The organism is Bradyrhizobium sp. Pha-3, assembly GCF_042258325.1.
GTDB lineage: Bacteria > Pseudomonadota > Alphaproteobacteria > Rhizobiales > Xanthobacteraceae > Bradyrhizobium > Bradyrhizobium elkanii.
In genome coordinates, this window is record NZ_CP170151.1 from 8,486,486 (window position 1) to 8,508,105 (window position 21,620).

A 21,620-nucleotide genomic window follows, 5' to 3' on the forward strand; every position below is an offset into this window, starting at 1 on the left:
GCCGCGCGCGTAACCGGAGCAGCGGCGTGATCGTTGCAGCCACTCAGCGTGATTGCGACAAGCGCGACCGCAAGGCCACCAGGACCCCTCAACTTGCCTTTGCGGGCAGCTTGATCGATTTCGCTGTGGTTCGTAGCGTGATGGGTCATAGCAGGTCCATGCGGTGGCGTGGTGACAACAACGCGCCCAGCGCATCCGCCGCCGGCCGGGCAGATACCAGTTGGGCTCCGTGAGTCGGAGTGGGATCCGGTCGAGTCGCAACGAGGCGGCTGTCCCGATCAGGGCAGTTCGTTCCTGTGCAAAGCGCCAAGGCATCGGACGCGCTGACGTTTGACCGGCGAGGCGACCGCATGATGCGACGTCTCGCCATCGCCCCGTTCGCCTGCCGCTCACGCGCTGACAGCGGAAACGACAGAACGACGGACGTGAATTCGTCACCAAAGCCGTGCTCGACACGGCCGCCGAGACCCCTGGCAAGATCATTGCTGAGCCGCAGTCCGCGCCCCGCAGCGCTCCGTGACGACCGCGACCCATTGTCCAGAATGACGCAGTTCACCAGCGCACCGATTCGTGTCAGCTTGACTTTGATTTCTCCGGTCCGCGCCTCGAAGCACGCATGCGTCGCCGCATTGGTGACGAGCCCGTGGACGATCAATCCGAGCTGCCGGCATCGCTCGGTTTGAAGCGGGAGAGATTCGGTAACGATTGCCAGCCGGATATTCATCCGATCCAGCAACGAACGGCGCATGGCGCAGCCCATCATGCGGATGTAGGTCCCGGCGTCGATCAGCGCCTTGCCCTTGGGCACTGCGAGCGCCTGTTGCACATCGGCATAACCAAGCAGCAACTCGACGACGTCGCCTAAGGCCCGCTTGGCCTCCGCCCCCTCGACCCGGACGGCCGCGGCCGAAACCAGATTGATCGCCGAGGCAAGTCCACCATTGATCCGGTGATTCAATTCGCGCAGCAGGATGCCCTGCTCCACAATTGGCGAATCCGCGCTGCATGTATTCACGACGGTCTCCTCAGGTTGCGCCGGACAGGCGGCGGCCGAACGCGCATGTGGCGGTCGGCCGGTCATCCGGATCAGCTGGGCAGGCACGGCCATTAAAGGTCGCCTGTCCGAAGCTAAATCAAACTATACCGTATATTTTCTTTTCATTGCATTTCCTGCCGGGGCATGTCAAGTGGAATCCAGACACGCAAAAACCCGTGATGAGGAAATGGTGATGGCGAAGAACAAGAGCCCGAAACGCGGCAGGCCGCCCAAGGACCTGGCAGGCGACGTCCAGGCGCGGATTCTCGATGCAGCCCAGCAGCTCTTTCTCGAGAAAGGGTTTCGGAGTGCCAGCATCGACGACATCTCCGAGTTGGCCCCTGCGAGCAAACCGACCATCTATGCCCACTTCCCCGGCAAGGAGGCGCTGTTCGTGGCGGTGGTGGCCCGCACCATCAACGGGTTGACAGATTTCGAGGGGTTCACGCCGGCCGGCCGCACCATCCAGGAAAAGCTCGCCAATCTCGGCATCGAGATCGTGGAGAGATTCGTCGAGGACACGTTGGACCTCACGCGCGCGACGATCGCCGAGGCGCGGCGATTTCCCGAGTTGAGCCGAAACGTTCACGACGCTGCGCGCGACCGTGCGGCTGGGGCAGTTTCGCAGCTCTTGAACGAGGCAACGCAGAAGGTCGCACGCTCAGCCAAAGGACCATTCAGCGCAAAGCGGAGCGTTGCGACCGCGCAGATGTTCATGGATCTCATTCTGCTTCCGATGCTGATGAGATCCCTGATGGGTGAGGAACTGAAGGATCTCAAAAAAGAGCTGCCGACGTTCCTGCACGAACGGGTCAATTTCTTTCTCGCGGCTTGCGAGGCGGATTGGAGGCCGTGAACCAGCCGAAGGCCCCGCCGCTATCCTTGCGCCACGGCTTTGGGACGGATCTCGGCGGCCAAGTCGATCGGCCGCCCCCACGGTCGATGACGCAGGGCGCCCGCGCAGAAATCCATCATCTCGTCGAACGTGGGCCGAACGGCAGCGGCATTGATCCGCGATGGATTGAGATACCCCTCCATCGCTTCAAGCAGGCAACAGGTCATTGCCATCGCACATCCCGGTCGTAGCTCGCCGCTCGCCTGTCCGGCAGCAATGGTCGCGCGCACAAGCCCCCGGATCTGGTCTGCGTAAGACAGGGCGACCGCCCAGTTCTCGCGCACCGCCTCGGCGACCAGTTCGTGTTGCTTGCTGTCGCACTCCAGCCGATGTTGGTGCAGCTGCGAGATCATCCTCAAAGCAGCCGTTAGGCGCTCAAGGGCGGAGTCGCCGCGTGCCGCAAGCATTGCAGCCGCGGACACGCGATCGAGCAGATCCGCCACGACCGTCTCTTCGATCGCCTGCCTTGAAGGGAAGAAGCGGTAAACGTTAGCGGGCGACATCGACGCTCCGCGAGCGATATCGGCGACGGTCGTCTTCCTGAACCCGATCTCGCGGTGCAATCGGACCGCTGCCTGGACGATTCGCCGACGGATGCACGACGATCCAACTTGGCGCATCCGCTCCTGCATCGCTTGCAACCTCAGCGAGATGCGATCGAATGTAATTCACGCCGGCAAGTTTCGCCGAAGTGACGCAAGGGATCCATCTCCTCCATGAGCTCGGGCAAATCGACCAGTTCGGGGTTCGGCGAAAGGTAGGTTTCGACGATCAGGCGACCTGCCCGCTCTGCGGCTTGAACCACCTCATCGCTAGAGAGAATCCTCATCCGCCCGACAAGCGCGTACAGATTAACCAGTTGCGGAATCTCGGACCTGTCGCTGACGAGCGCCTCGGCATAGAGACGGGAGGCTTCCTCGATGAAACTCCGATAGAGCCGCTCGCGCTTGGAAATCGACCGGGCATTATGACGCTCACGAAGCTTGCGGCGTCGTGTCACCCATCCAGTCACGATCGTGGAGATCGCTCCGAAGGCCGAGCCTCCAAATGCGGCGAAGGCGGGTGCATAAATCGTGTTCATGCGATCAGTCCTCATCTCTCGCGCCGCGGCGGGGCGCCCCAATACTCCTGACCGAAGCAGCTTCCGCAGCGCGGTCAAAGACGGCTCTGCAAGCATCACTCAGAGCTGACTCTCTTTGCCGGAGACAGGCCTCCACATTCGTGGCGTCGGGGATGAAGCTAAGGCACAGCCGGAAAGCGTCAGGCGCGCATGCGGCCCTCTGTTCGGGAGTGCCGCGGTTCTCCTGAGCAAAGGCAGTCGCGTTGCCGAGCAATGCCGCCAGCATGACAATGAATGTGCGCTTGAACATACAGATTCCCTTCTTCTGCTGAGGCATCGCGCTTTCGAACGGGAAACGCAGCGTCATGCTCCGATTCCCCGCCCGTCGAACTGCCTGAACACGAGCTTGTGAGTCTTCGCTCTTGACACACCCCGCGGTTCGGGATGTATATGAACTATACGGTTTAGTGTATTTATGGAGCCGAGAATGTCAACACTTTTGTGGTCGCTCGCGAAGGAAAATCCATGGCCCGGGCTTGCGCTCGCATCTCTGAACCTGGTCGTGGCTCTCTCCCTCGTGGCCCTGAGCCTGCTGCTGGGCGTTACGATAGCGTTGCTCGCCGGGTTGCACGCGTTCGTCGGTGGGCGATCCGGGATCGCGCCGAGGGGACTTCAGCGCGGGAGCCCGGCGCTGTGAGCAGAACATCCGTCTTGTCAATGCGTGCGCGCGGCTCAGTCGATACTCAAGCTCCCGTGCGGGGTTACTTTATGTGGGTCGGCGGAGCATTGCTTGTGCTGCTCTTTGCAGCCAATTCCCTGCTGCCCGCGCCCTCGCCAAACAAGCTCATCGAATCGCACTCTACGCTTCCGCCGATCCGGATCGCCTCCGAGCTGAAGGGACCGGAAGCAGTTATCATCGATACCAGCCAGCCGGGTTTCCCCATTCTCCCGGACAGGAAAATTGCAGTCCCCTCACCGCTTACCTCGGATGCGGCCGATGCCGTACGACGGCCGCCCGCGTCAATATCCGAGCAAGCCGATGCGAGTGACGGTAGCCCCGCAATCCCGACCCATGTCCGCGAAACGTTGGCGCAGTTAGATCCGGGAGTGTCCGATCAAGCCGACTCAAGCACGAGGCCAGTCGGGCTTGCCTCGGAACCACGACGCAATTTCGCACACACTCGGTCCGGGGAGCGGCGGCGACCTGGTCGGCATTCGAGTTTCGATACCACACCCGAATGGTGCGCTTCACTGAGGCAAGGTTCGTGTCGATAGGGCCCGTCGTGGACCCTCGCACACCCATAAGACCACCGATCAGTTTTTCACGGATAGCCACGGGATTTACCTCATGTCGAAGAAGCGATTGTTAGCGATTATCGTTTTGTCCACGCTTGCTGCTACGGGCACGAGAGCCGACGTCACCCACTCACCTTTGGACGCCGCAAATAGGGGCGTAGCCGCCCAAGGCGATGCCGATGAGGCGGCGATACGTCGCCTGATCGAGCAATTTCGCACCATAAAAATACCACTCAGTCGGGCGGTAGCGATCGCCGAGCATTTACATGACGGTTCGAGGACCGCGGATGTCAGTCTTGAGATTTCCGGTCCGGCCATTTATCGCGTGCGGACGGTAGGCAATGAGCGACTTTGGGAAAATGTCATAGATGCGAATACCGGCAGCGTGACAGAGAAGGAAGTTTCGTCATCGCTGAGGGAGCTCGACCGAGACGATCTGGGCAATATCATTGCCCTGAAGTCTGTTGAGCAAGAGCTGTCGGACGCCGTACGCATCGCCGAGAAAGCTGCAGAGGGAAGCGCTCTCGCCGGAGGTCTGATGAAGCAGGATGGCAAGCTCAACTTCGTGGTCGTCGTCGCCAGTGGTGATCGCTTGAAGGAGGTCACGCTCGAACCGCCCAGAGTCGGTAAGCAAGGCGCAACTCCCCGCTAGTCTAGGCGACGCAGGTTTGAACCGATGAGCCAGATCGCTCTCACCGCGATCCGATGTTTTAGAGATCAGAAGCGCTACGTGACGCGTTGCTCCGTGCGACCACTTCTCGAAGTCCCACGTTACCCACCTTTCGTTCGCCTTCCTTTGACGGCCTTTCGAACGACAGCTTCAGTCTTCGGCCAGCCCAGCGCAGCCGCCATTTGGAATGGTCGCTTTGCGCAATGAGCGGTCGTTCCATAATCATGCATTCCGCGAATGAAGGCCTCGCCAGGTAACCAAGCTCCGCATCGTACAATGTCGTAGAACATCGCAGAATATCGTAGCTTTGGTGCCCAGGGGCGGGATCGAACCACCGACACTGCGATTTTCAGTCGCATGCTCTACCAACTGAGCTACCTGGGCATACCCGCGGGGCCAAAAGGCCGGAGCGAGCGGGCGGTTTATAGAGAGGTCGGAGCGTCGTGTCCACCCGCCTTCGCCAAAGCCTTCGGCGCGGCGAGCCCGCCCGGCATTCTTTCCCCAACTTGTTGGGAAATCTTGGCTATTCCGGGTCCTCCGCGTCGTCCTCGCGGCCTGGGACGACATAGCGGCCGGTCAGCCAGCGGTTGAGGTCGACGTCGCGGCAGCGTGCCGAGCAGAACGGGCGGAAGGCCTGCTCGACGGGCTTGCCGCAGATCGGGCAGGCGCGCGGGGTGGCCGGGGGTGTTCGGGCTTGGTCAGTCATGGCTGGGACGGAGTTTACATCATCTGCTGCATGTTCCGCTGCGCTCCCTCTTACGGGTAGGGCAATCGCATATGCGTCTTCGCCGGCCGCGCAGGTGCTTGGCCTCGTGGCTCGAGACGTCGACCTCGCCCGCAAGCGCAGGGCGATAGCCTCGGAGCGAGGGGCGTTTCCGCGATTTCTGGATAATGGAAGAATGCCGCTGATTTGCCCGACGAGTCAAGTTGCCGTGTCGAAGCCCGGCAGCCGCCGGCACCTTTGCATGGGGTTGTTTTCGATATTTTGGCAGCGCACCCTGCGGCAAGCTATCGCGTCCGGCTATCGGCCTCGTTCCATAGCCAGGCCATGACGATGTGCAGCAGTTGGGGTGGGGGGTCTCACCGCGAGTCGTTCAGGAGGAAAGAGGCCCCGCCCGTATCGCATCTTCGATGCGATACGACCTCTCCCCAAGCGGGAGAGGTGGACTGACGTCGCCGCACGAAAGTGGATACCTCACACCGCGACGGAGTTGAGCCAGCCGTGGCGGATCGGAAAGCCCTCGCCGCCTAGCAAGGTCACGGTCTCGTAGAGCGGCAGGCCGACCACATTGGTGTAGGAGCCGACCATCTTGACCACGAACGATCCGGCGATGCCCTGCACCGCGTAGCCGCCGGCTTTGCCGCGCCATTCGCCGGAGCCGATATAGGCCTGGATGTCGTCCTCGCTGAGCCGCTTGAAGCGCACGCGCGTTTCGACCAGGCGCTGACGGAATGCCTCGCGCGGCGTCACCACGCAGATCGCGGTGTAGACGCGGTGATTGCGACCCGACAGCAGCCGCAGGCACTGCGCGGCCTCGTCGACCAGATTGGCCTTGGGCAGGATGCGGCGGCCGACCGCCACCACGGTGTCGGCGGCAATGATGAAGGAGCCGCGCAGGTCGTCGTCGAGATGCACCGATTTCAGCGCGGCGTCGGCCTTGGCGCGCGCCAGGCGGTTGGCGCAGGCGCGCGGCAACTCGCCCCGCCGCGGGGTCTCGTCGACATCGGCCGGGCGCAGCGCATCGGGCTCGATGCCGGCCTGGTTGAGCAGGGCCAGCCGCCGCGGCGAACCGGAAGCAAGAACGAATTTGGGACGGCCTAGCATGCGGGCTTTTGGGCTGAATCGGGGGGACGGACGCGGGCGGAACCTATCGGATGGGGCATGGATGCACAACCTTGGAACCGGCCGCGAATCGCGCCCCCGCCTGGAGACAAGGCCCCATAAGCACAGCTGTTTGTCAGTCTGGCGACAAGCGGCGGTTCTGCGAAACGGAACATGCTGGTCCCCTCGCCACACCGAGCCTTACAGGTTTGCCGCGCCGGCCTTGGCAAAGCGGCGGCGAATGCGCAGCAACAGGCCGTCGCAGACCTCGCGATAGGCGGCCAGCTTCTGCTCGCGCGAGCCCTCGGTGCCGGTCGGATCGACGGTGGGCCAGTATTCGACATCGGCCGCGAGCGTGCGGGTGAGGTCGAGCGCCTTGTGATGGGCTTCGGGAGCCAACGTGATGATGAGATCGAAGTTCAGCCCCTCCCAGTCCTCGAGTTCCTCGAAGGTTTGCGGCTTGTGGCCGGAAATGTCCTGGCCGAGCTCGGCCATGACGGCGACCGCGAACGGATCGAGCTCACCCTTCCTCACCCCGGCCGAGCGCACATAGAGGCCTTGCGGAAACATCTGCTGCAGCAGGCTTTCGGCCATCGGCGACCGCACGCTGTTCAGGCCGCATGCGAACAACACGGCCTGGGGGTTGCGCGCGCGCGGCGCTTCCATGCGATCAGGCTTTTTTCGATCGGGGTACGCCCCCGTCAATCACCGCTTCACCGATCATGCGCCTTCACCCTTCCAGTGCAGCACAGTGATCAGCGTGAACAGCCGCCGCGCGGTCTCGAAATCGACGCGCACCTTGCCCTTGAGCCGCTCCTGCAGCGTGCGCGAGCCCTCGTCGTGGATGCCGCGGCGGCCCATGTCGATCGCCTCGATCTTGTCCGGCGTCGCGGTCCGGATCGCCTGATAGTAGCTGTCGCAGATCATGAAGTAGTCCTTCACGACGCGTCGGAACGGGGTCAGCGACAACAGATGCGCGACCACCGGCGCGCCATCCTCCTTGCGGATATCGAACATCAGCCGGTTGCCGGTGATCGCGATATGCAGGGTGTAGGGCCCCGGCCCGGCGGCGCCCTCGGGCGCGAACAGGTTCTGCTCGATCAAATCGTAGATCGCGATCGCGCGCTCATGCTCGATATCGGGCCCGGAACGGCCGATCGATTCCTCGTCGAGCGTCACCGCGACGATGCGATTGTTGGAATCCTCGTCGTCTGGTGGCTTGTTCATGAGAGGTTGAGGCGCAATCCGACGGAACGTGAATGGGCATCGAGACCCTCGGCCTGGCCGAGCGTCATCGCGGCGGGCCCGAGTGCACGGAGCTGATCCGGCCCGCACCGCAGGATCGAGGTTCGCTTCATGAAGTCAAGCACCCCGAGGCCCGACGAGAACCGCGCCGAGCGCGCGGTCGGCAGCACATGGTTGGAGCCGCCGACATAATCGCCGATCGCCTCCGGGGTATGGGCCCCAAGGAAGATCGCCCCGGCGTTGCGGACCTTGTTCGACAGGCCCTCGGCGTCCGCCGTCATGATCTCAAGATGCTCGGCCGCGATCGCATTGGCGAGCTCGACCGCGTCGTCGAGTTTTGCCACCTTGATCACGGCACCGAAATCGTTCCACGAGGTGCGGGCGATCTCGGCGCGCGGCAAGGTCGCCATTTGCGCCTCGACCGCGCGCTCGACGTCGGCGGCGAGCCGTGCACTGTCGGTGATCAGGATCGACTGCGCGCTGACGTCATGCTCGGCCTGCGCCAGGAGATCGGCCGCGATCCAGTCGGCATTGCCGGTGTCGTCGGCGATGACCAGCACCTCGGAGGGACCGGCGATCATGTCGATGCCGACCTTGCCGAATACCAGCCGTTTTGCCGCGGCAACATAGGCGTTGCCGGGGCCGACGATCTTGGCGACCGGCGCGATCGTCGCGGTGCCGTAGGCCAGCGCCGCGACCGCCTGGGCGCCGCCGACGCGGTAGATTTCCGAGACGCCGCCGAGATGGGCGGCCGCGAGCACCAGCGGATTGAGCTTGCCGTCCGGCGCCGGCACCACCATCACCACGCGCGGCACGCCGGCGACCTTGGCCGGCACTGCGTTCATCAGCACCGAGGACGGATAGGCCGCGGTACCGCCGGGCACATAGAGCCCGACCGCATCGACCGCGCTCCAGCGCCAGCCGAGCTCGACGCCGGCGGCATCGGTGAAGCGCTCGTCCTTCGGCAACTGGCGGCGGTGAAAGGTCTCGATCCGGTCGCGCGCGAACCTCAGGGCCTCGACGGTCTTGGGGTCGCAGGCCGCAACCGCGGCGTCGATCTCGGCTGCCGTAATGCGCAGGCCGGCCGCGTCGATATCGAGCCGGTCGAATTTTTTGGTCGCCTCCAGCAGCGCCGCATCGCCGCGGGCCGCCACGTCGTCGACGATCGCGCGGGTGGCGCGCTCGACGTCGGCCGACACCTCGCGCTTGGCCGCCAGGAAATCGCGGAATCGCTGCTCGAAATCGGCGCTCTGTCGGTCCAGGCGAACGGGCATGACGGCTTTCTTAGGAGGAATTCGGGTCCCTGCTCAATGGCGCGGCGGATAATGGCCGTCAACCCTTGCAAAACACACAATCCGCCGTCGTCCCGGCGAAGGCCGGGACCCATAACCACCGATGCGGATTTTGGTCGCGATGGGGGCCCCAGCCCCCCTCAACGACCGGCATTCGGGGTAATGGGTCCCGGCCTGCGCCGGGACAACGGAAATTAATGCGGCGCCACGCCGAGATCGTCGGTGCCGAGATCGGTCAATTCGCATTCCAGGCACTCGACATCCAGCCGCAGCGCTCCGCCATGGCCGAACATCAAGAGCGCGCTGCCGCCCGGCGGGTCGGAGGCATAGAACTCGATCCCGAGCAGTTCCAGGGTGGCTTCCGGGGCCTCTAGGTCGATATTGCGCGACTTGCATGCCAGCACCCGGTCGAACCTCAGCGCGGCGATCAGCCGGCGCGAGCAGGTGCCGCCCGACAGGGTCTGCTCCCAGTCCAGCCGGTTCAGGCCGACCACGAGGCGTTTCTCGTCCTGGCGCCAGACGATGTCGGAGGGCTGGACGCGGGCGTCCTGCACATGGGCCGAGATGACCGCGAGGTCATCGGCATCGAGGGCGATTAGTTTCAGCGGCGCGGGTGGGGACATGACGGTGGTTATAACGCCTCGCGGCCCGGGAGGTACCAGACGGCCAATGGAATTCGTGCTGGGAGGAACCGGCTCCACCCAAACGGCACCTTCGCCGCCCGGCAGTCGCATACAGCGTCGACGGAGTTCCAACATATCGTCATGGCCGGGCGTGACCCGGTCATCCACGCCTTTCTTCACGTAGCGCCAAGACGTGGATGCCCGGGACAAGCCCGGGCATGACGAGTTCGTGGACGTCCAGAGCGAACCCTGTTCGCCGAGGACGCGTTAGGCCGGCGCGGTGCAGACGCAGCCCCGCGCCTCAGCCCTTGATGAACGCCAGCAGATCCTTGTTGATCGTCTCGGCCTCCGTCGTCGGCATGCCGTGCGGAAAACCCTTGTAGGTCTTCAGCGTGCCGTTCTTCAGAAGCTTGGCCGAGAGCGGGGCGGAGTCGGCGTAGGGCACGATCTGGTCGTCGTCGCCATGCATCACCAACACCGGCACGTTGATCTTCTTCAGATCCTCGGTGAAGTCGGTCTGCGAGAACGCGACGATACCGTCGTAATGCGCCTTGGCGCCACCCATCATGCCCTGCCGCCACCAGTTCTGGATCACGGCTTCCGACGGTTTTGCGCCGGGCCGGTTGTAGCCGTAGAACGGCCCGGCCGGCAGGTCGCGGTAGAATTGCGAGCGATTGGCGGCGAGCTGGGCCTGCAAGCCGTCGAACACCGACTTCGGCAGGCCGCCGGGATTGTTCGCCGTCTGCACCATCAACGGCGGCACCGCGCTCAGGATCGCCGCCTTCGCCACCCGGCTCTCGCCGTGGCGGGCGATGTAGTGCACCACCTCGCCGCCGCCTGTGGAATGGCCGACATGGACGGCGTTCTTCAGGTCGAGATGCGCGGTGACGGAAGCGAGGTCGTCGGCATAGTGATCCATGTCATGACCGTCGGCGACCTGGGCGGAGCGGCCATGGCCGCGGCGGTCGTGGGCGACGACGCGAAAGCCGTGCCCGACGAAGAACAGCATCTGCGCGTCCCAGTCGTCCGACGACAGCGGCCAGCCATGGCTGAACACGATCGGCTGCCCCGAGCCCCAATCCTTGTAGAAGATCTCGACGCCGTCTTTGGTGGTGATGGTGGGCATTTGATCGCTCCTCTTCTGCCAAATGTGTCGGTTCTCGGCGCGACAGGCATGAGCGCCCGACGCCGCACGATCGTGCATCGTGTTTTATGCCGCGTGTCGCCGCGAAATGATGTCGCGCGCGTCAGATCAGGCGAACGTGACCGGCCTGAACCGGCGCCAGGCGCCGATGGTCACCAGGACGAAGAACACCAGCACGATGCCCTGCACCGCCGCAAACACCGGCCCGGACGGCGGGTTCGGCGGCACCGCCGGCGCCAGCGCCTGCAACGCCGGCACCTTGAGGAAGCTCTGGATGACCAGCACGAAGACGTTGAGATAGAGCGAGACCATCGCAGTCACGATATAGATCGGACGCCAGGCGCCCTTGAGCTGCATCGCATACAGCGCAATACAGGCGATCGAGAGCAGCACCAGCGAAAGCCCGCCGATGATATGCGACGGCAGCAGCTTCTCGGTCACCAAAGGCGGGATCACGAAGCCGGTGGCGCTGGTCAGAATCGTGAGCACGAGGAAGATCGCGGTCAGCCCAGGCATCGCGCGCGAGCCGAGCAGGCCGAACATCACGAGCACACCGGCGACGATTGCAATCAGGCTGATAATGACGTGCACAAGCACCAATGTCGTCATGTGGCGCACTCCCCGCTGAGACCCGCATGCAAGGTTACGATGCGTGACGGAAAATTGCTACATGCTTCGATGGCAGGACGGCCGACATCTCATCTAAAATTTTGCCGGCGCCTGCGATTGCTGAAAATTTTCGCACGTATGTCACACGATGCGGCATCGTGCGCCCTGTGCGAAGCTGAATCAATCATAGCGCGGGATCGGTCCGTTATGCGGCGTCTTGCGCTTCGACAGGTCGAACAGCACCTCGTCGACATAGCACCAGCCCCAGCCTTCCGGCGGATCGTAGCCCTCGATCACGGGATGGCCGGTGGTGTGGAAATGCGCCGTCGCATGCCGGTTCGGCGAATCGTCGCAGCAGCCGACATGGCCGCAGGTCCGGCAGATGCGCAAATGCAGCCAGCGGCTGCCGCTCTTCAGGCATTCCTCGCAGCCGAGCGCGCTCGGCGTGACGTCCTGGATGCCGGCGATATGGGTGCAGCCTTTTGTCATTTTTTCGGCCTCTTACCTTGTGCGCCTCTCTAACCCGTCATCCTGAGGAGCGCGGAACGCGCGTCTCGAAGGATGCACGGCCGCACTCTGGCCGATTCATCCTTCGAGGCTCGCTCCGCTCGCACCTCAGGATGACGGGGAAACGTTTGCGTTTGCCGCATCAATCGTACTTTTTGCCGCATCAATCGTACTTACAGCGTCGGACTGCCCGCGTCAGCGAGATAGCCGTGCAGAGCGGCGACGACCTGCGCGCCCTCGCCGATCGCGCCGCCGACGCGCTTGACCGATCCGGAGCGGACGTCGCCGACCGCGAACACGCCGGGCACCGTGGTCTCGAGCAGCGGCACGGCGCGCGCGCCCTCGCCGGTCTGCACGCCGGTCATCACGAAGCCGCCGCGGTCGACCTGCACCCCGCAGCCCTCGAGCCAGCCGGTCGCCGGATCGGCGCCGACAAACAAAAAGAGATTGCGGATATCCATGGTGAACTCGTCGGGCGCGAGCCGGCTGCGCCAGCGCACCCGCTGCAGCGTCTCGGTGCCGTCGAGCCCGATCACCTCGGTATTGAACATCAATTCGATGTTCGGCGTCGCCTCGATGCGCTCGATCAAATAGCGCGACATGCTGGCTCCGAGCCCGCCGCCGCGGATCATCATGTTGACCCTGCGGGCATGCGCCGACAGGTACACCGCCGCCTGCCCCGCGGAGTTGCCGCCGCCGACCAGCACGACATCCTGCTGAGCGCAGAGCCGCGCCTCGATCGGCGAGGCCCAGTACCAGACGCCGCGGCCTTCAAAGGCATCGAGATTGTCGATCTCGGGCCGGCGATAGCGCGCCCCACTGGCGACCACCACGGATTTCGCGCGTAGCGTATGCCCGCAGGCGGTGTCGAGCACGAATGCGCCGGACGCTTTCGTGCAGTCGAGCGATTTGATCGAGACCGGGATCAGCATCTCGGCGCCAAATTTTTGCGCCTGGTTGAAGGCGCGCCCCGCCAGCGCTTGGCCGGAGATGCCGGTCGGAAAACCCAGATAGTTTTCGATGCGCATGCTGGCGCCGGCCTGGCCGCCGAAGGCGCGGGAATCGAACACCGCGACCGATAGTCCCTCCGACGCCGCATAGACCGCGGTGGCAAGCCCGGCCGGGCCGCTGCCGACCACGGCGACATCGTAGAGTTTTTCATGCGCGCTGTTGCCGATCATGCCCAGCGCCATCGCGAGCGCGGTCTCGGACGGATTGCGCAGCACCGTGCCGTTGGGACAGACCACCAGCGGCAGCTCGGCGCGCGTCGGCGAATAGCGCGCGACGAGGTCGGCGGCATCCTTGTCGGTCTCGGGGTCGAGGAAGTGGTGCGGCTGGCCGTTGCGCGCCAAGAAATTCTGCAGCGACGCCATGTTGCCGACCGAGGCCGGGCCGATCAGCACCGGCCCGCCGGCGCCGCCCTGGATCAGGCTGACGCGGCGCAGGATCAGCGCGCGCATGATGCGTTCGCCGAGATCGGCCTCGGCAACCAAAAGCGCGCGCAGCCGGTCGGGCGGCAGCAGCAGCGTCTCGACCACCCCGTCGGCATGGCCGTCGACCAGCGCCGGGCGGCCGGAGAGCTGGCCTATCTCGGCGAGAAACTGGCCCGGTCCCTGGTCGATAACAGGCGCGACATGGCCAAGGCCGTCACGCTGGGTGATCGAAACGCTCCCCGACAGCACCACGAACATGCCCGGCCCGGGCTTGCCGGTCTCGAACAGCGCCTCGCCGTCCTTGTATGACCGCGGCTCGCCGAAGCGCCGCATCCGCTCGATCTCGTGCGCGGTCAGGGTCGGAAAGGTCTGCTCATGGCGCGGGAACGCGTAGGCGGTTGCGCTCAGCCGATCGATCGTCGTCTCGTCTACAGCCATCTCGGCGACCCGCTTCCTTATAACAGTACGAACCGGGTTAACGGCGCGGCTCGTTTCCGCCGGCGTCATCTAGCGAGCCATCGGCTGGTTCGGAAGCCACATCCTCGCGACCGCGCGCCTGCGATTTCCGCCGCTTCAGGTTTTCGCGCAGCGCCAGCTTGAGACGATCCTGTCGTGAATCCTTCACGCGGGCTCCGGCCTGCCCGCCGCCCTTGTCCTGATCGCCTGTCATTGCAAAACTCTCGAACCGCCGCCGACCGGCGCGAGGCGAGCATAGCCAATGGCGGATGCCCGCGCACCCTGCCCGGTCGGCCAGTTGCGGCGATATGATTCGGCGGCAAGCGCGGATCGGGATGGTTTCGGCGAGATCGGGAACCCAATCCGGCCGAAATCGGCCGAATTGGCCAAAATCATCGGCGAGGCCGTCGATTTCTGCCGATTTCAAGGGCGACAGGGGCGCTGTTTCGCTTGCGCCAAAGGGAGGCCTGTGGCAAGAACCGCCCGCTTGGACGGGCCCTTGGGGCCGATTCAATTTTTCCCGGGCATGCTGCCGTAGCTCAGTGGTAGAGCACTCCATTGGTAATGGAGAGGTCGACAGTTCAATCCTGTCTGGCAGCACCAGGAACTTTACCCAACGAAAGCCGCGGGCAGAGCGCTGTGCTTGCTGTTCCAGCTCAGCTCTAGCCTAGAGCACTCCGAGCAATCATTGCCCATCTGGTTGGAAACGATCGAAGACGACCTGCTCAAGTTCCGAGAAAGCGACTAGCCTGACTGAGGCCAGTCGTGCGCCTCGTTACCTCTTAGTAGCACGCTTCGGCTGGAGCTTGCTCTTCTCCATTTTCTTATCTTGGGAGCGTTTCACTGCTTTTACTACAGGCTCGGCTTTTTTGGGTGCGTCGCCGCTGCCAAAAGCCGTCGAAACTTCACTTTCAGGACGGAGCAGTTCATCCGAAGATGATCGATCCGAGACAAATGGCTCTTTGAAGGCCGCTTCAAACGCCTTTACGAATCTTTCGTCCCCTCTGACCGAGTTGAAGGCCGGCCAGTCACGAAAATCGAATGGTCCAACATCACCGGATGCAGCAACCTACGGCAGGCATTGAACGACTAGATCAATCTCGTCTTTGACCGCAGCGACGCATATCTTGAACTTGTCGCCTGAAGCCGACCAATCTTCGTTCTCGAGAATATCTATGGCCGCGCCCCGATTGCCCAAACCTTTAGTCGCGATGGCCAAGTTCACGACCACATTTTCCGGATCTCTTCCGTTCCATGTTTCTTTAGGGACAGGCCAAATTCAAGCATCACTTGAGCAAGCTCGTAACGCGTACGAATCAACAGTTCGTAAAGTAGTGGGTATTAGTTGCTCAAACTGGTTCATTGAGTGGAGAAAACGCTCGGTCAGCGCCTCAAACGAGTCTAATTTCGACGAGGGCTCTGTCGGGCTCTCCTCCTCGGCCGCTACGGTTTCAGCCAGCTGTTCACGACGTTTTTTCTCATTGGTTTTCTTGCCGGGACGCTTCCCACCGTTGGCAATCCATTCCTCAACTGCCTGACGCTTCTCTGAGAAATAAAACCCTCCGGCTCTTTTCAACTTAGAGTCGAGCCTAAATCCTACATATATCGACGATGTCGTCATCAAATACTCTCAACCTCCGAAGGTGACCGGACAAAACCCAACTCGACGAATGCGCGGAGTCCAAATAGTAATTCTCAACTGATTCGGCAGCACAACTAAAAGGTTAGTCGATGAACTTTAGAGTGCTGTCGGCGATCCGCGCAAATCTGGGGCACCACGAGAACGACGCCAAAAAAATCACGTAATACCAAGGAATTAAGAACTAGGCGCACCGTCCATTGGTAACGGAGAGGTCGACAGCTCAATCCTGTCTAGCAGCACCAGGATATTCGCAAACAATGGCAATCGCAGGCACGCGGTGCGCCCGCATGCGCTGGATTCAATGCGCCAGCAGCGCGCCCATCCCGCCGATCGTCAGCACGACGTAGAACGCGAACACACTGCCGACCCATTTCCAATCGATCTGATCGTGTTCGGGGCTGAGGCTTTCGATGAGGCCGTGCATGATGGTTTCCGTCAGAAGCGTTTTCGAGCGAAGCGGGTACCCCTTCGCGTGATGAAAACGCGTCAAAACAAGAATCCAGACCCCCGTTTCGATTCAATCGGAACGGAAAAGGCTCTGAAGCGCGATGAGATTAGGTTGAATCGTCATCGCGCTTTAGCTCTTTGTTTGAGCATGATCTTTTCGGAAAACCGCTTCGCACTTTTCCGGATCATGCTCTAGAAGTCGCATGCGCGGTGTATAGCCCGCACCTCGAGCACGTCATGTGACTCACTTCACATTTTGCCATCGCGGAGCGGACCCAGCGTGACCGGCCCAGAACTGAAGAAATTGCGCGAACATCTCGGCGAGGCGCTCGGCCGCGAGCTGACGGCGGCTGATATGGCGAAGCTGTGTGGGCTATCGGCCGCCGGCGGCGCCGAGAAGTTGCGCAGGTGGGAAGTCACCGGCCCGACCCCGAAGGTTGCCGCCCTGCTGCGCGTGCTGGCGATGGCGAGCGAGCACTATCCGATCCTGGAGAAGTTCGACGTGTTCGATCGCCACGACGTTCCGGTCAGGGATCGTGCCGCGCGTCGCCAGGCGTTCCGCGAGCAGATGCGCGACGACGTGCGCAAGCGACTGGCCTAGCCGACGGCTTGGTTAACGGGAAATGCGCGCCGCGCGCACCGCGTTAAGCCTTGCTTCATTCCACCTTAAGCGTTCGTTAGGCACAACAAAACGTTTCGCCGCAAAGGCTGCGACTTAACGCTCCGGGCAGCATTCGGGTGACTGCATTTTATTCAAATGCGGTCTAACCCATCCGCCATGGATGGCGCCATTCACGCTGCGCCTCATGACTTGTCCGGAGACTGCCCCCATGAAGACGTTCCTGCTCGCAACCGCAGCCGCCGCGGCTGCCGTCGCTGCCTTTGGCGCGACCGCCAACGCAGCCGATTTCAACCGTGGCTACTATCAGAAGGCGCCCGCGCCTGTTTACGCCGCTCCGCTCTACAACTGGACCGGCTTCTATCTCGGCGGCCATCTCGGCGGCGTGTTCTCCCAGAACAACAACTTCAACGGCCTCGCGCTGTCGGACTCCGACGCCCGCTTCATGGGCGGCGTGCAGGGCGGCTACGACTGGCAGCTGTCGCCGATGTGGGTGATCGGCGTCGAAGGCCAGTATTCCTGGGTCGGCGGCCACCAGCTCAACGCGATCTTCCCCGGCGGCTACGTCTACAACAATAACCAGCGCGGCATCGGCTCGATCACCGGCCGCGTCGGCTACACCTGGGGCCCCGGCCTGATCTATGTGAAGGGCGGTTACGCCTATTCCGACAACAACGAAACGGTGACGCTCGGCGGCGCGCTGGTCGGCTTCGCGCTCAGCGACAACCACAGCAACGGCTGGACCATCGGCGGCGGCGCCGAATACATGTTCGCGCCGAACTGGTCGGCCAAGGTCGAGTACCAGTACTACGACTTCGGCGACAGCCGCTTCACCGCGCCGGGTGCGCTGGTGCCGGTCGGCAGCTTCCACAATGACGAGCACACCGTGAAGGCGGGCCTCAACTACCGATTCAATCTCGGCGGCCCCGCCTACGGCCGCTACTGAGAATACTGTCCACAACCGATAGTGGAAAAGGCCGGCTCACGCCGGCCTTTTTGCGTCATATCGCGAGCATCGATTCCGCACAGCGAACCAACATGGCGGCGATGCGCGCCAACCCTGAAAAATCCTGCAGATCATCGCAATTTTCCCGATTTTGTTAACCGGCCGCACCGATACTCCCGCGCCGGGGAAACATCCAAGAGTAGTGGCCAAGGTAGTGGGCCAGGGGGCACGGGGGCAATGGCGTTTCGGTTCAAGCTCGGCAAACCAAATCTCAAGCGTATCCATCTGCCGCAGATGGGCGTCAGGGGCAGCCTGTTCGCAGCGTTCGCTGTCATCGCAGGCATGGCGCTGGTGATCAGCGCAGGCGCCGGCATCGTGCTGCATCAGCTCGGCGGCACCATGACCGATCTCTCTGGCCGCGACATTCCGCGGCTTGCCGCGAGCCTGCAACTTGCCGCGCAAAGCGCTTCGCTCTCGGCGCAAGGTCCCGGCCTGCTCGCCGTGCAGAGCGAGGACGCGCTGAACGATCGCACCAAGAAGGTGCAGGACGTCGCGCGGCTCACCAACGCCAAGCTTGGCGAGATCATCGAGCTCGGCGCCGACAAATCCGTGGTCAGCGCGCTGCAGGAGAACGTCAAGAACACCGACGAGGCGACCAAGAGCCTGATCTCGGCGGCGCGCGAGCGGCTCGAGGTCGGCGCGCTGCGCGACAAGCAGTACAATGCGCTGCGCAAGGCGCAGGCGGCGTTCGTCTCCGCCGCAAGTCCCGCGATGCTCGACGCGCAGACCCGCCTCAACGCCATCCTCGCCGCGGCCGAGGTGTCCGCGGACGACGCCACTGAAGCTGCCCGCACCGTCGGCCAGATCAGCAACGTGCTCGCCGCCGGCAATCTGATGGCCGCCGACATGACCGCGGCGCTGTCGGCCAATTCCAGCGAAACGCTCGACGCGATCGAGGCCGAGTTCAAGGCCGGGCGCGAACGCGTCAAGTCCAACCTCGAGGACCTGCCGAACAATCCCGCGATCGTTGCGGTGCGCGACACCGCCTCGAGGCTGCTCGTGCTCGGCGAAGGCAAGACCGGCGTGTTCAAGATCCGCCAGAAGGAGCTCGACGCGATCGACTACGGCCAGACCATCCTGGAAGAGACGCGCAAGCTCAATGTCGGGCTCGGCATCAGCATCCAGCAGCTGGTCGACGCGGTGCAGAAGGAGACCGACAGTTCGACCTTCCAGGCCCGGCAGCAGATCTCGCTCGCGACCATGGTGATGATCGGCCTCGGCGCCCTGACGCTGGTCGGCTCGTTCCTGTTCGTCTGGCTCTATGTCGGACGCAACATCCTGCGCCGCATCCGCGGCCTGCAGCGCTCGATGCAGCTGTTGTCCGACGGCGACCTCGACACCGAGATCCCGCAGAGCCGCCAGCGCGACGAGATCGCCGTCATGGCCGACGCGCTGCAGGTGTTCCGCGAGAGCATGGTCGAGAGCCGCGAGCTCACGGAAAACCAGAACAAGGACCGCAGCGCCAAGGCCGAGCGCGCCTCGCGCATGGAAGCGCAGATCGTCACGTTCGAATCCAACGTCCGCAGCGCGCTCGGAAGCCTGCAGACCGCGGCGAACTCGATGCAGTCGACCGCGCAGAGCATGTCGGCGACCGCCGACCAGTCGAGCGCGCTGGTCAACGCCGTCGCGTCGGCCGCCGAGGAAACCTCGGTCAATGTGCAGACGGTGTCGGCCGGCACCGAGGAGCTGTCGTCCTCGATCCAGGAGATCGGCCGCCAGGTCGTCACCTCGGCGGAGATCGCCCGCAAGGCGGTGGAGGAAGCCAGCGCCACCGACAGCACGATGCAGGGGCTCGCCGACAATGCCGCACGCATCAGCGTCGTGGTCGACCTGATCCAGACCATCGCCTCGCAAACCAATCTGCTCGCGCTCAACGCCACCATCGAGGCGGCGCGCGCCGGCGAGGCCGGCCGCGGCTTTGCCGTGGTCGCCTCCGAGGTGAAGAACCTCGCGAGCCAGACCGCCAAGGCGACCGAGGAAATCCGCCAGCAGATCGTCAGCATGCAGGAGGTGACGACCACGGCCGTCTCCGCCATCCGCAACATCTCGAGCACGATCGGCGAGATCAACGACGTCACCACCGCGATCGCCGCCGCGGTCGAGCAGCAGGGCGCGGCGACCCGCGAGATCGCCCGCAACATCCAGCATGCGGCGGGCGGCACCAGCGAGGTGTCGAGCAACATCGTCGGCGTCTCCACCGCCTCGGCCGAGGCCGGCTCTGCGGCCGGCGAGGTGCTGAGCGCCTCCGACGCGCTGCGCCGCGAGGCCGACGTGCTGCGCTCGGAAATCGACGGCTTCCTGTCGAACATCCGCGCGGCGTAGCAGCGATATTCCGTAGCCCGGATGGAGCGCAGCGAAATCCGGGACCGGGGTTTGTCTTCCCCTTCCCCCTGAAAGGGGGAAGGTCGGGATGGGGGTCAGCCGCAGGCGACGCTCTATGCGGAGAGAGCAGATCCCCACCCGCTTTGCTCTGCGAGCAAAGCGACCTCCCCTTTTCAAGGGGAGGTTTGACAAAGTGACCCGTCCCGGATTGCGCTTCGCTTCATCCGGGCTACGGAATTCCGGCGACTTCCCAGCGTATTCTCCGGACGACTATCTGATTTTTCGGCTGGCGCGGCGGCCCGTGTGCCGCTAAGCCGGTAGCATGCATACGAAGACCGACCCCGTGCACTCCTCGGCAGAGGCACTGCGATACCCCTGGGAGAACCATCCCGGCCACGACCAGGTCGTGGAGGTGGCTCCCGGCGTGCTGTGGGCGCGGCTGAAGCTGCCGTTCCGCCTCAACCATGTGAACATCTATCTGCTCGCCGACGGCGACGGCTGGACCATGGTGGACGCCGGCTTCGGCAATGAGGAATCGATCGCAGCCTGGACCACGCTGTTCGAGGGACCGCTGAAGCACGTCAAGGTCACCCGCCTGATCGTGACGCATTCGCACCCCGACCATGTCGGTCTCGCCGGCTGGATCACCGAGCGCTTCGGCTGCCCGCTGTTCATGTCGCAGGTGGAATATCTGCAGTCGGTCTATCACCAGAACCGCGGCACCGAGGAGCGGCGCAACGCGCAGCGGCTGTTCTTCCGCCGCCACGGCATGGACGAGGACCTGACCGAGAAGCTGCTCGGCCGCGGCCAGGACTATTTGAAGCGCGTCTCGGTGCTGCCGCCGTCCTATCATCGCCTCACCCATGGCGACGAGGTCGTGATCGGCACGCGGCGCTTCAAGGTGATCACCGGCGGCGGCCACGCGCTCGACCAGGTGATGCTGTATTGCGCGGCCGACAAGCTGTTCCTGTCCGCCGACCAGGTGCTGAGCAAGATCTCGCCCAATGTCAGCGTCTGGGCGGTCGAGCCCGAGCAGAACTCGCTCGGCGAATATCTGGCGTCGCTGGCGAGCCTGACCACCACCCTGCCTTACGACGTGATGGTGCTGCCCGGCCACGGCGTGCCGTTCTACGGGCTGAAGACCCGGATCAAGCAGCTCGCCGATCACCATGAGGAGCGCTGCCGGCTGATCGCCGAGGCCTGCCGCGAGGTGCCGCAGACCTCCAAGGAGCTGGTGCCCGTGGTGTTCCACAAGCACGTGCTGGACGAGCACCAGATGGGCTTTGCCGCCGGCGAGCTGGTCGCCCATGTCAACTACATGCTGGTCGAGGGCCGCCTGACGGCCGAGATGCACGCCGACGGCATGCTGCGCTTCAAGACGACCTGAACGCGGCCGGGCGGCAAGGCATCGCCCGGCGATTTGACCGAAATCAAGCCGAACGGCCCCGGCTAGGGCAATTTGCCCAACTGCGGCGCATGCCCAGATGTGGGTCAAT

The 21,620-nt window shown here is 63.5% G+C and carries 25 protein-coding genes and 2 tRNA genes; 8 read left to right on the forward strand and 19 right to left on the reverse strand.

Annotation, left to right across the window (positions count from 1 at the left end; translation table 11 throughout):
- Nucleotides 1–145: 145 nt before the first annotated feature.
- Entirely contained in the window at nt 146–1,108 is a 963-nt protein-coding gene (locus ACE10X_RS40535) for a sensor histidine kinase (RefSeq protein ID WP_375763721.1), read from the reverse strand.
- Nucleotides 1,109–1,229: 121 nt separating this feature from the next.
- On the opposite strand from ACE10X_RS40535, the gene ACE10X_RS40540 reads away from it, so the two are divergent.
- Nucleotides 1,230–1,892 carry a TetR/AcrR family transcriptional regulator gene (locus ACE10X_RS40540; RefSeq protein ID WP_038387480.1) on the forward strand — a complete coding sequence of 221 codons (663 nt, stop codon included), beginning with the start codon at nt 1,230–1,232 and terminating at the stop codon, nt 1,890–1,892.
- 20 nt (nt 1,893–1,912) lie between these two features.
- Here the strand turns inward: ACE10X_RS40540 and ACE10X_RS40545 are convergent, their stop codons facing one another.
- The 3 genes from ACE10X_RS40545 to ACE10X_RS40555 all read right to left on the reverse strand — a co-directional run bounded on the left by ACE10X_RS40545 (nt 1,913) and on the right by ACE10X_RS40555 (nt 3,358).
- Entirely contained in the window at nt 1,913–2,494 is a 582-nt protein-coding gene (locus tag ACE10X_RS40545) for a TetR/AcrR family transcriptional regulator (protein WP_244435960.1), read from the reverse strand.
- Between the two features lie 80 nt (nt 2,495–2,574).
- Nucleotides 2,575–3,012, reverse strand: coding sequence for a hypothetical protein (locus tag ACE10X_RS40550; protein WP_375763722.1), 438 nt, complete (start codon nt 3,010–3,012; stop codon nt 2,575–2,577).
- 4 nt (nt 3,013–3,016) lie between these two features.
- Nucleotides 3,017–3,358, reverse strand: a complete 342-nt coding sequence (locus ACE10X_RS40555) for a hypothetical protein (RefSeq protein ID WP_375763723.1) — start codon at nt 3,356–3,358, stop codon at nt 3,017–3,019.
- A 120-nt stretch (nt 3,359–3,478) separates the two neighbouring features.
- Here ACE10X_RS40555 and ACE10X_RS40560 point away from each other — a divergent pair, with 120 nt between their 5' ends.
- Both ACE10X_RS40560 and ACE10X_RS40565 read left to right on the forward strand, forming a co-directional pair.
- A complete protein-coding gene (locus ACE10X_RS40560; protein WP_038387484.1) occupies nt 3,479–3,688 on the forward strand; it encodes a hypothetical protein in 210 nt (69 codons plus the stop codon).
- A gap of 651 nt (nt 3,689–4,339) precedes the next feature.
- On the forward strand, nt 4,340–4,939 hold the full coding sequence (locus tag ACE10X_RS40565) for a PepSY domain-containing protein (RefSeq protein ID WP_038387459.1): 600 nt from the start codon (nt 4,340–4,342) through the stop codon (nt 4,937–4,939).
- A gap of 326 nt (nt 4,940–5,265) precedes the next feature.
- On the opposite strand, the gene ACE10X_RS40570 is transcribed toward ACE10X_RS40565, so the two are convergent.
- The 12 genes from ACE10X_RS40570 to ACE10X_RS40625 form a co-directional block, all read right to left on the reverse strand.
- A tRNA-Phe gene (locus ACE10X_RS40570) sits at nt 5,266–5,341 on the reverse strand.
- A 139-nt stretch (nt 5,342–5,480) separates the two neighbouring features.
- Nucleotides 5,481–5,663: a DNA gyrase inhibitor YacG gene (gene yacG / locus ACE10X_RS40575; RefSeq protein ID WP_028333712.1), complete on the reverse strand. Its 183-nt coding sequence runs from the start codon at nt 5,661–5,663 to the stop codon at nt 5,481–5,483.
- A gap of 489 nt (nt 5,664–6,152) precedes the next feature.
- On the reverse strand, nt 6,153–6,782 hold the full coding sequence (locus tag ACE10X_RS40580; protein WP_018269043.1) for a Maf-like protein: 630 nt from the start codon (nt 6,780–6,782) through the stop codon (nt 6,153–6,155).
- A 198-nt stretch (nt 6,783–6,980) separates the two neighbouring features.
- Nucleotides 6,981–7,445: a low molecular weight phosphatase family protein gene (locus tag ACE10X_RS40585; RefSeq protein ID WP_038384414.1), complete on the reverse strand. Its 465-nt coding sequence runs from the start codon at nt 7,443–7,445 to the stop codon at nt 6,981–6,983.
- A 54-nt stretch (nt 7,446–7,499) separates the two neighbouring features.
- A complete protein-coding gene (locus ACE10X_RS40590; RefSeq protein WP_016841326.1) occupies nt 7,500–8,006 on the reverse strand; it encodes a UPF0262 family protein in 507 nt (168 codons plus the stop codon).
- On the reverse strand, nt 8,003–9,298 hold the full coding sequence (hisD, locus tag ACE10X_RS40595; RefSeq protein ID WP_038384415.1) for a histidinol dehydrogenase: 1,296 nt from the start codon (nt 9,296–9,298) through the stop codon (nt 8,003–8,005). The genes ACE10X_RS40590 and hisD overlap by 4 nt, the downstream gene beginning before the upstream one ends.
- A gap of 212 nt (nt 9,299–9,510) precedes the next feature.
- Entirely contained in the window at nt 9,511–9,939 is a 429-nt protein-coding gene (locus tag ACE10X_RS40600; protein ID WP_038384416.1) for a DUF2948 family protein, read from the reverse strand.
- Nucleotides 9,940–10,240: 301 nt separating this feature from the next.
- Nucleotides 10,241–11,065 (reverse strand): alpha/beta fold hydrolase, encoded by an 825-nt coding sequence (locus ACE10X_RS40605; protein WP_018269045.1) that lies wholly within the window; start codon nt 11,063–11,065, stop codon nt 10,241–10,243.
- 126 nt (nt 11,066–11,191) lie between these two features.
- A complete protein-coding gene (locus ACE10X_RS40610) occupies nt 11,192–11,692 on the reverse strand; it encodes a hypothetical protein (protein ID WP_038384422.1) in 501 nt (166 codons plus the stop codon).
- 180 nt (nt 11,693–11,872) lie between these two features.
- A complete protein-coding gene (locus ACE10X_RS40615) occupies nt 11,873–12,181 on the reverse strand; it encodes a UBP-type zinc finger domain-containing protein (RefSeq protein WP_304557322.1) in 309 nt (102 codons plus the stop codon).
- Nucleotides 12,182–12,372: 191 nt separating this feature from the next.
- Nucleotides 12,373–14,070, reverse strand: a complete 1,698-nt coding sequence (locus ACE10X_RS40620) for a cyclic nucleotide-binding domain-containing thioredoxin-disulfide reductase (RefSeq protein ID WP_051002961.1) — start codon at nt 14,068–14,070, stop codon at nt 12,373–12,375.
- Between the two features lie 37 nt (nt 14,071–14,107).
- Nucleotides 14,108–14,515 (reverse strand): hypothetical protein, encoded by a 408-nt coding sequence (locus ACE10X_RS40625; RefSeq protein ID WP_375763724.1) that lies wholly within the window; start codon nt 14,513–14,515, stop codon nt 14,108–14,110.
- Nucleotides 14,516–14,616: 101 nt separating this feature from the next.
- Between ACE10X_RS40625 and ACE10X_RS40630 the strand changes: the two genes are divergently transcribed.
- Nucleotides 14,617–14,691: transfer RNA gene (locus tag ACE10X_RS40630), tRNA-Thr, on the forward strand.
- Between the two features lie 466 nt (nt 14,692–15,157).
- Here the strand turns inward: ACE10X_RS40630 and ACE10X_RS40635 are convergent.
- From ACE10X_RS40635 to ACE10X_RS40645, 3 genes are all read right to left on the reverse strand, one after another.
- Complete coding sequence (locus ACE10X_RS40635; protein WP_157787953.1) at nt 15,158–15,313, reverse strand: hypothetical protein; 156 nt, start codon at nt 15,311–15,313, stop codon at nt 15,158–15,160.
- A 54-nt stretch (nt 15,314–15,367) separates the two neighbouring features.
- Nucleotides 15,368–15,709 carry a hypothetical protein gene (locus tag ACE10X_RS40640; protein ID WP_157787954.1) on the reverse strand — a complete coding sequence of 114 codons (342 nt, stop codon included), beginning with the start codon at nt 15,707–15,709 and terminating at the stop codon, nt 15,368–15,370.
- Between the two features lie 319 nt (nt 15,710–16,028).
- On the reverse strand, nt 16,029–16,154 hold the full coding sequence (locus ACE10X_RS40645; RefSeq protein ID WP_276325853.1) for a hypothetical protein: 126 nt from the start codon (nt 16,152–16,154) through the stop codon (nt 16,029–16,031).
- Nucleotides 16,155–16,457: 303 nt separating this feature from the next.
- Here ACE10X_RS40645 and ACE10X_RS40650 point away from each other — a divergent pair, with 303 nt between their 5' ends.
- The 4 genes from ACE10X_RS40650 (at nt 16,458) to ACE10X_RS40665 (ending at nt 21,511) form a co-directional block, all read left to right on the forward strand.
- Entirely contained in the window at nt 16,458–16,778 is a 321-nt protein-coding gene (locus ACE10X_RS40650; protein ID WP_028338941.1) for a hypothetical protein, read from the forward strand.
- A gap of 229 nt (nt 16,779–17,007) precedes the next feature.
- A complete protein-coding gene (locus ACE10X_RS40655) occupies nt 17,008–17,742 on the forward strand; it encodes an outer membrane protein (protein ID WP_038384428.1) in 735 nt (244 codons plus the stop codon).
- A gap of 237 nt (nt 17,743–17,979) precedes the next feature.
- Nucleotides 17,980–20,124 (forward strand): methyl-accepting chemotaxis protein, encoded by a 2,145-nt coding sequence (locus tag ACE10X_RS40660; RefSeq protein WP_375763725.1) that lies wholly within the window; start codon nt 17,980–17,982, stop codon nt 20,122–20,124.
- Between the two features lie 322 nt (nt 20,125–20,446).
- The gene (locus ACE10X_RS40665) at nt 20,447–21,511 is read left to right on the forward strand and encodes an MBL fold metallo-hydrolase (protein WP_026191925.1); all 1,065 of its coding nucleotides are present in this window, start codon (nt 20,447–20,449) and stop codon (nt 21,509–21,511) included.
- Nucleotides 21,512–21,620 lie beyond the last annotated feature (109 nt).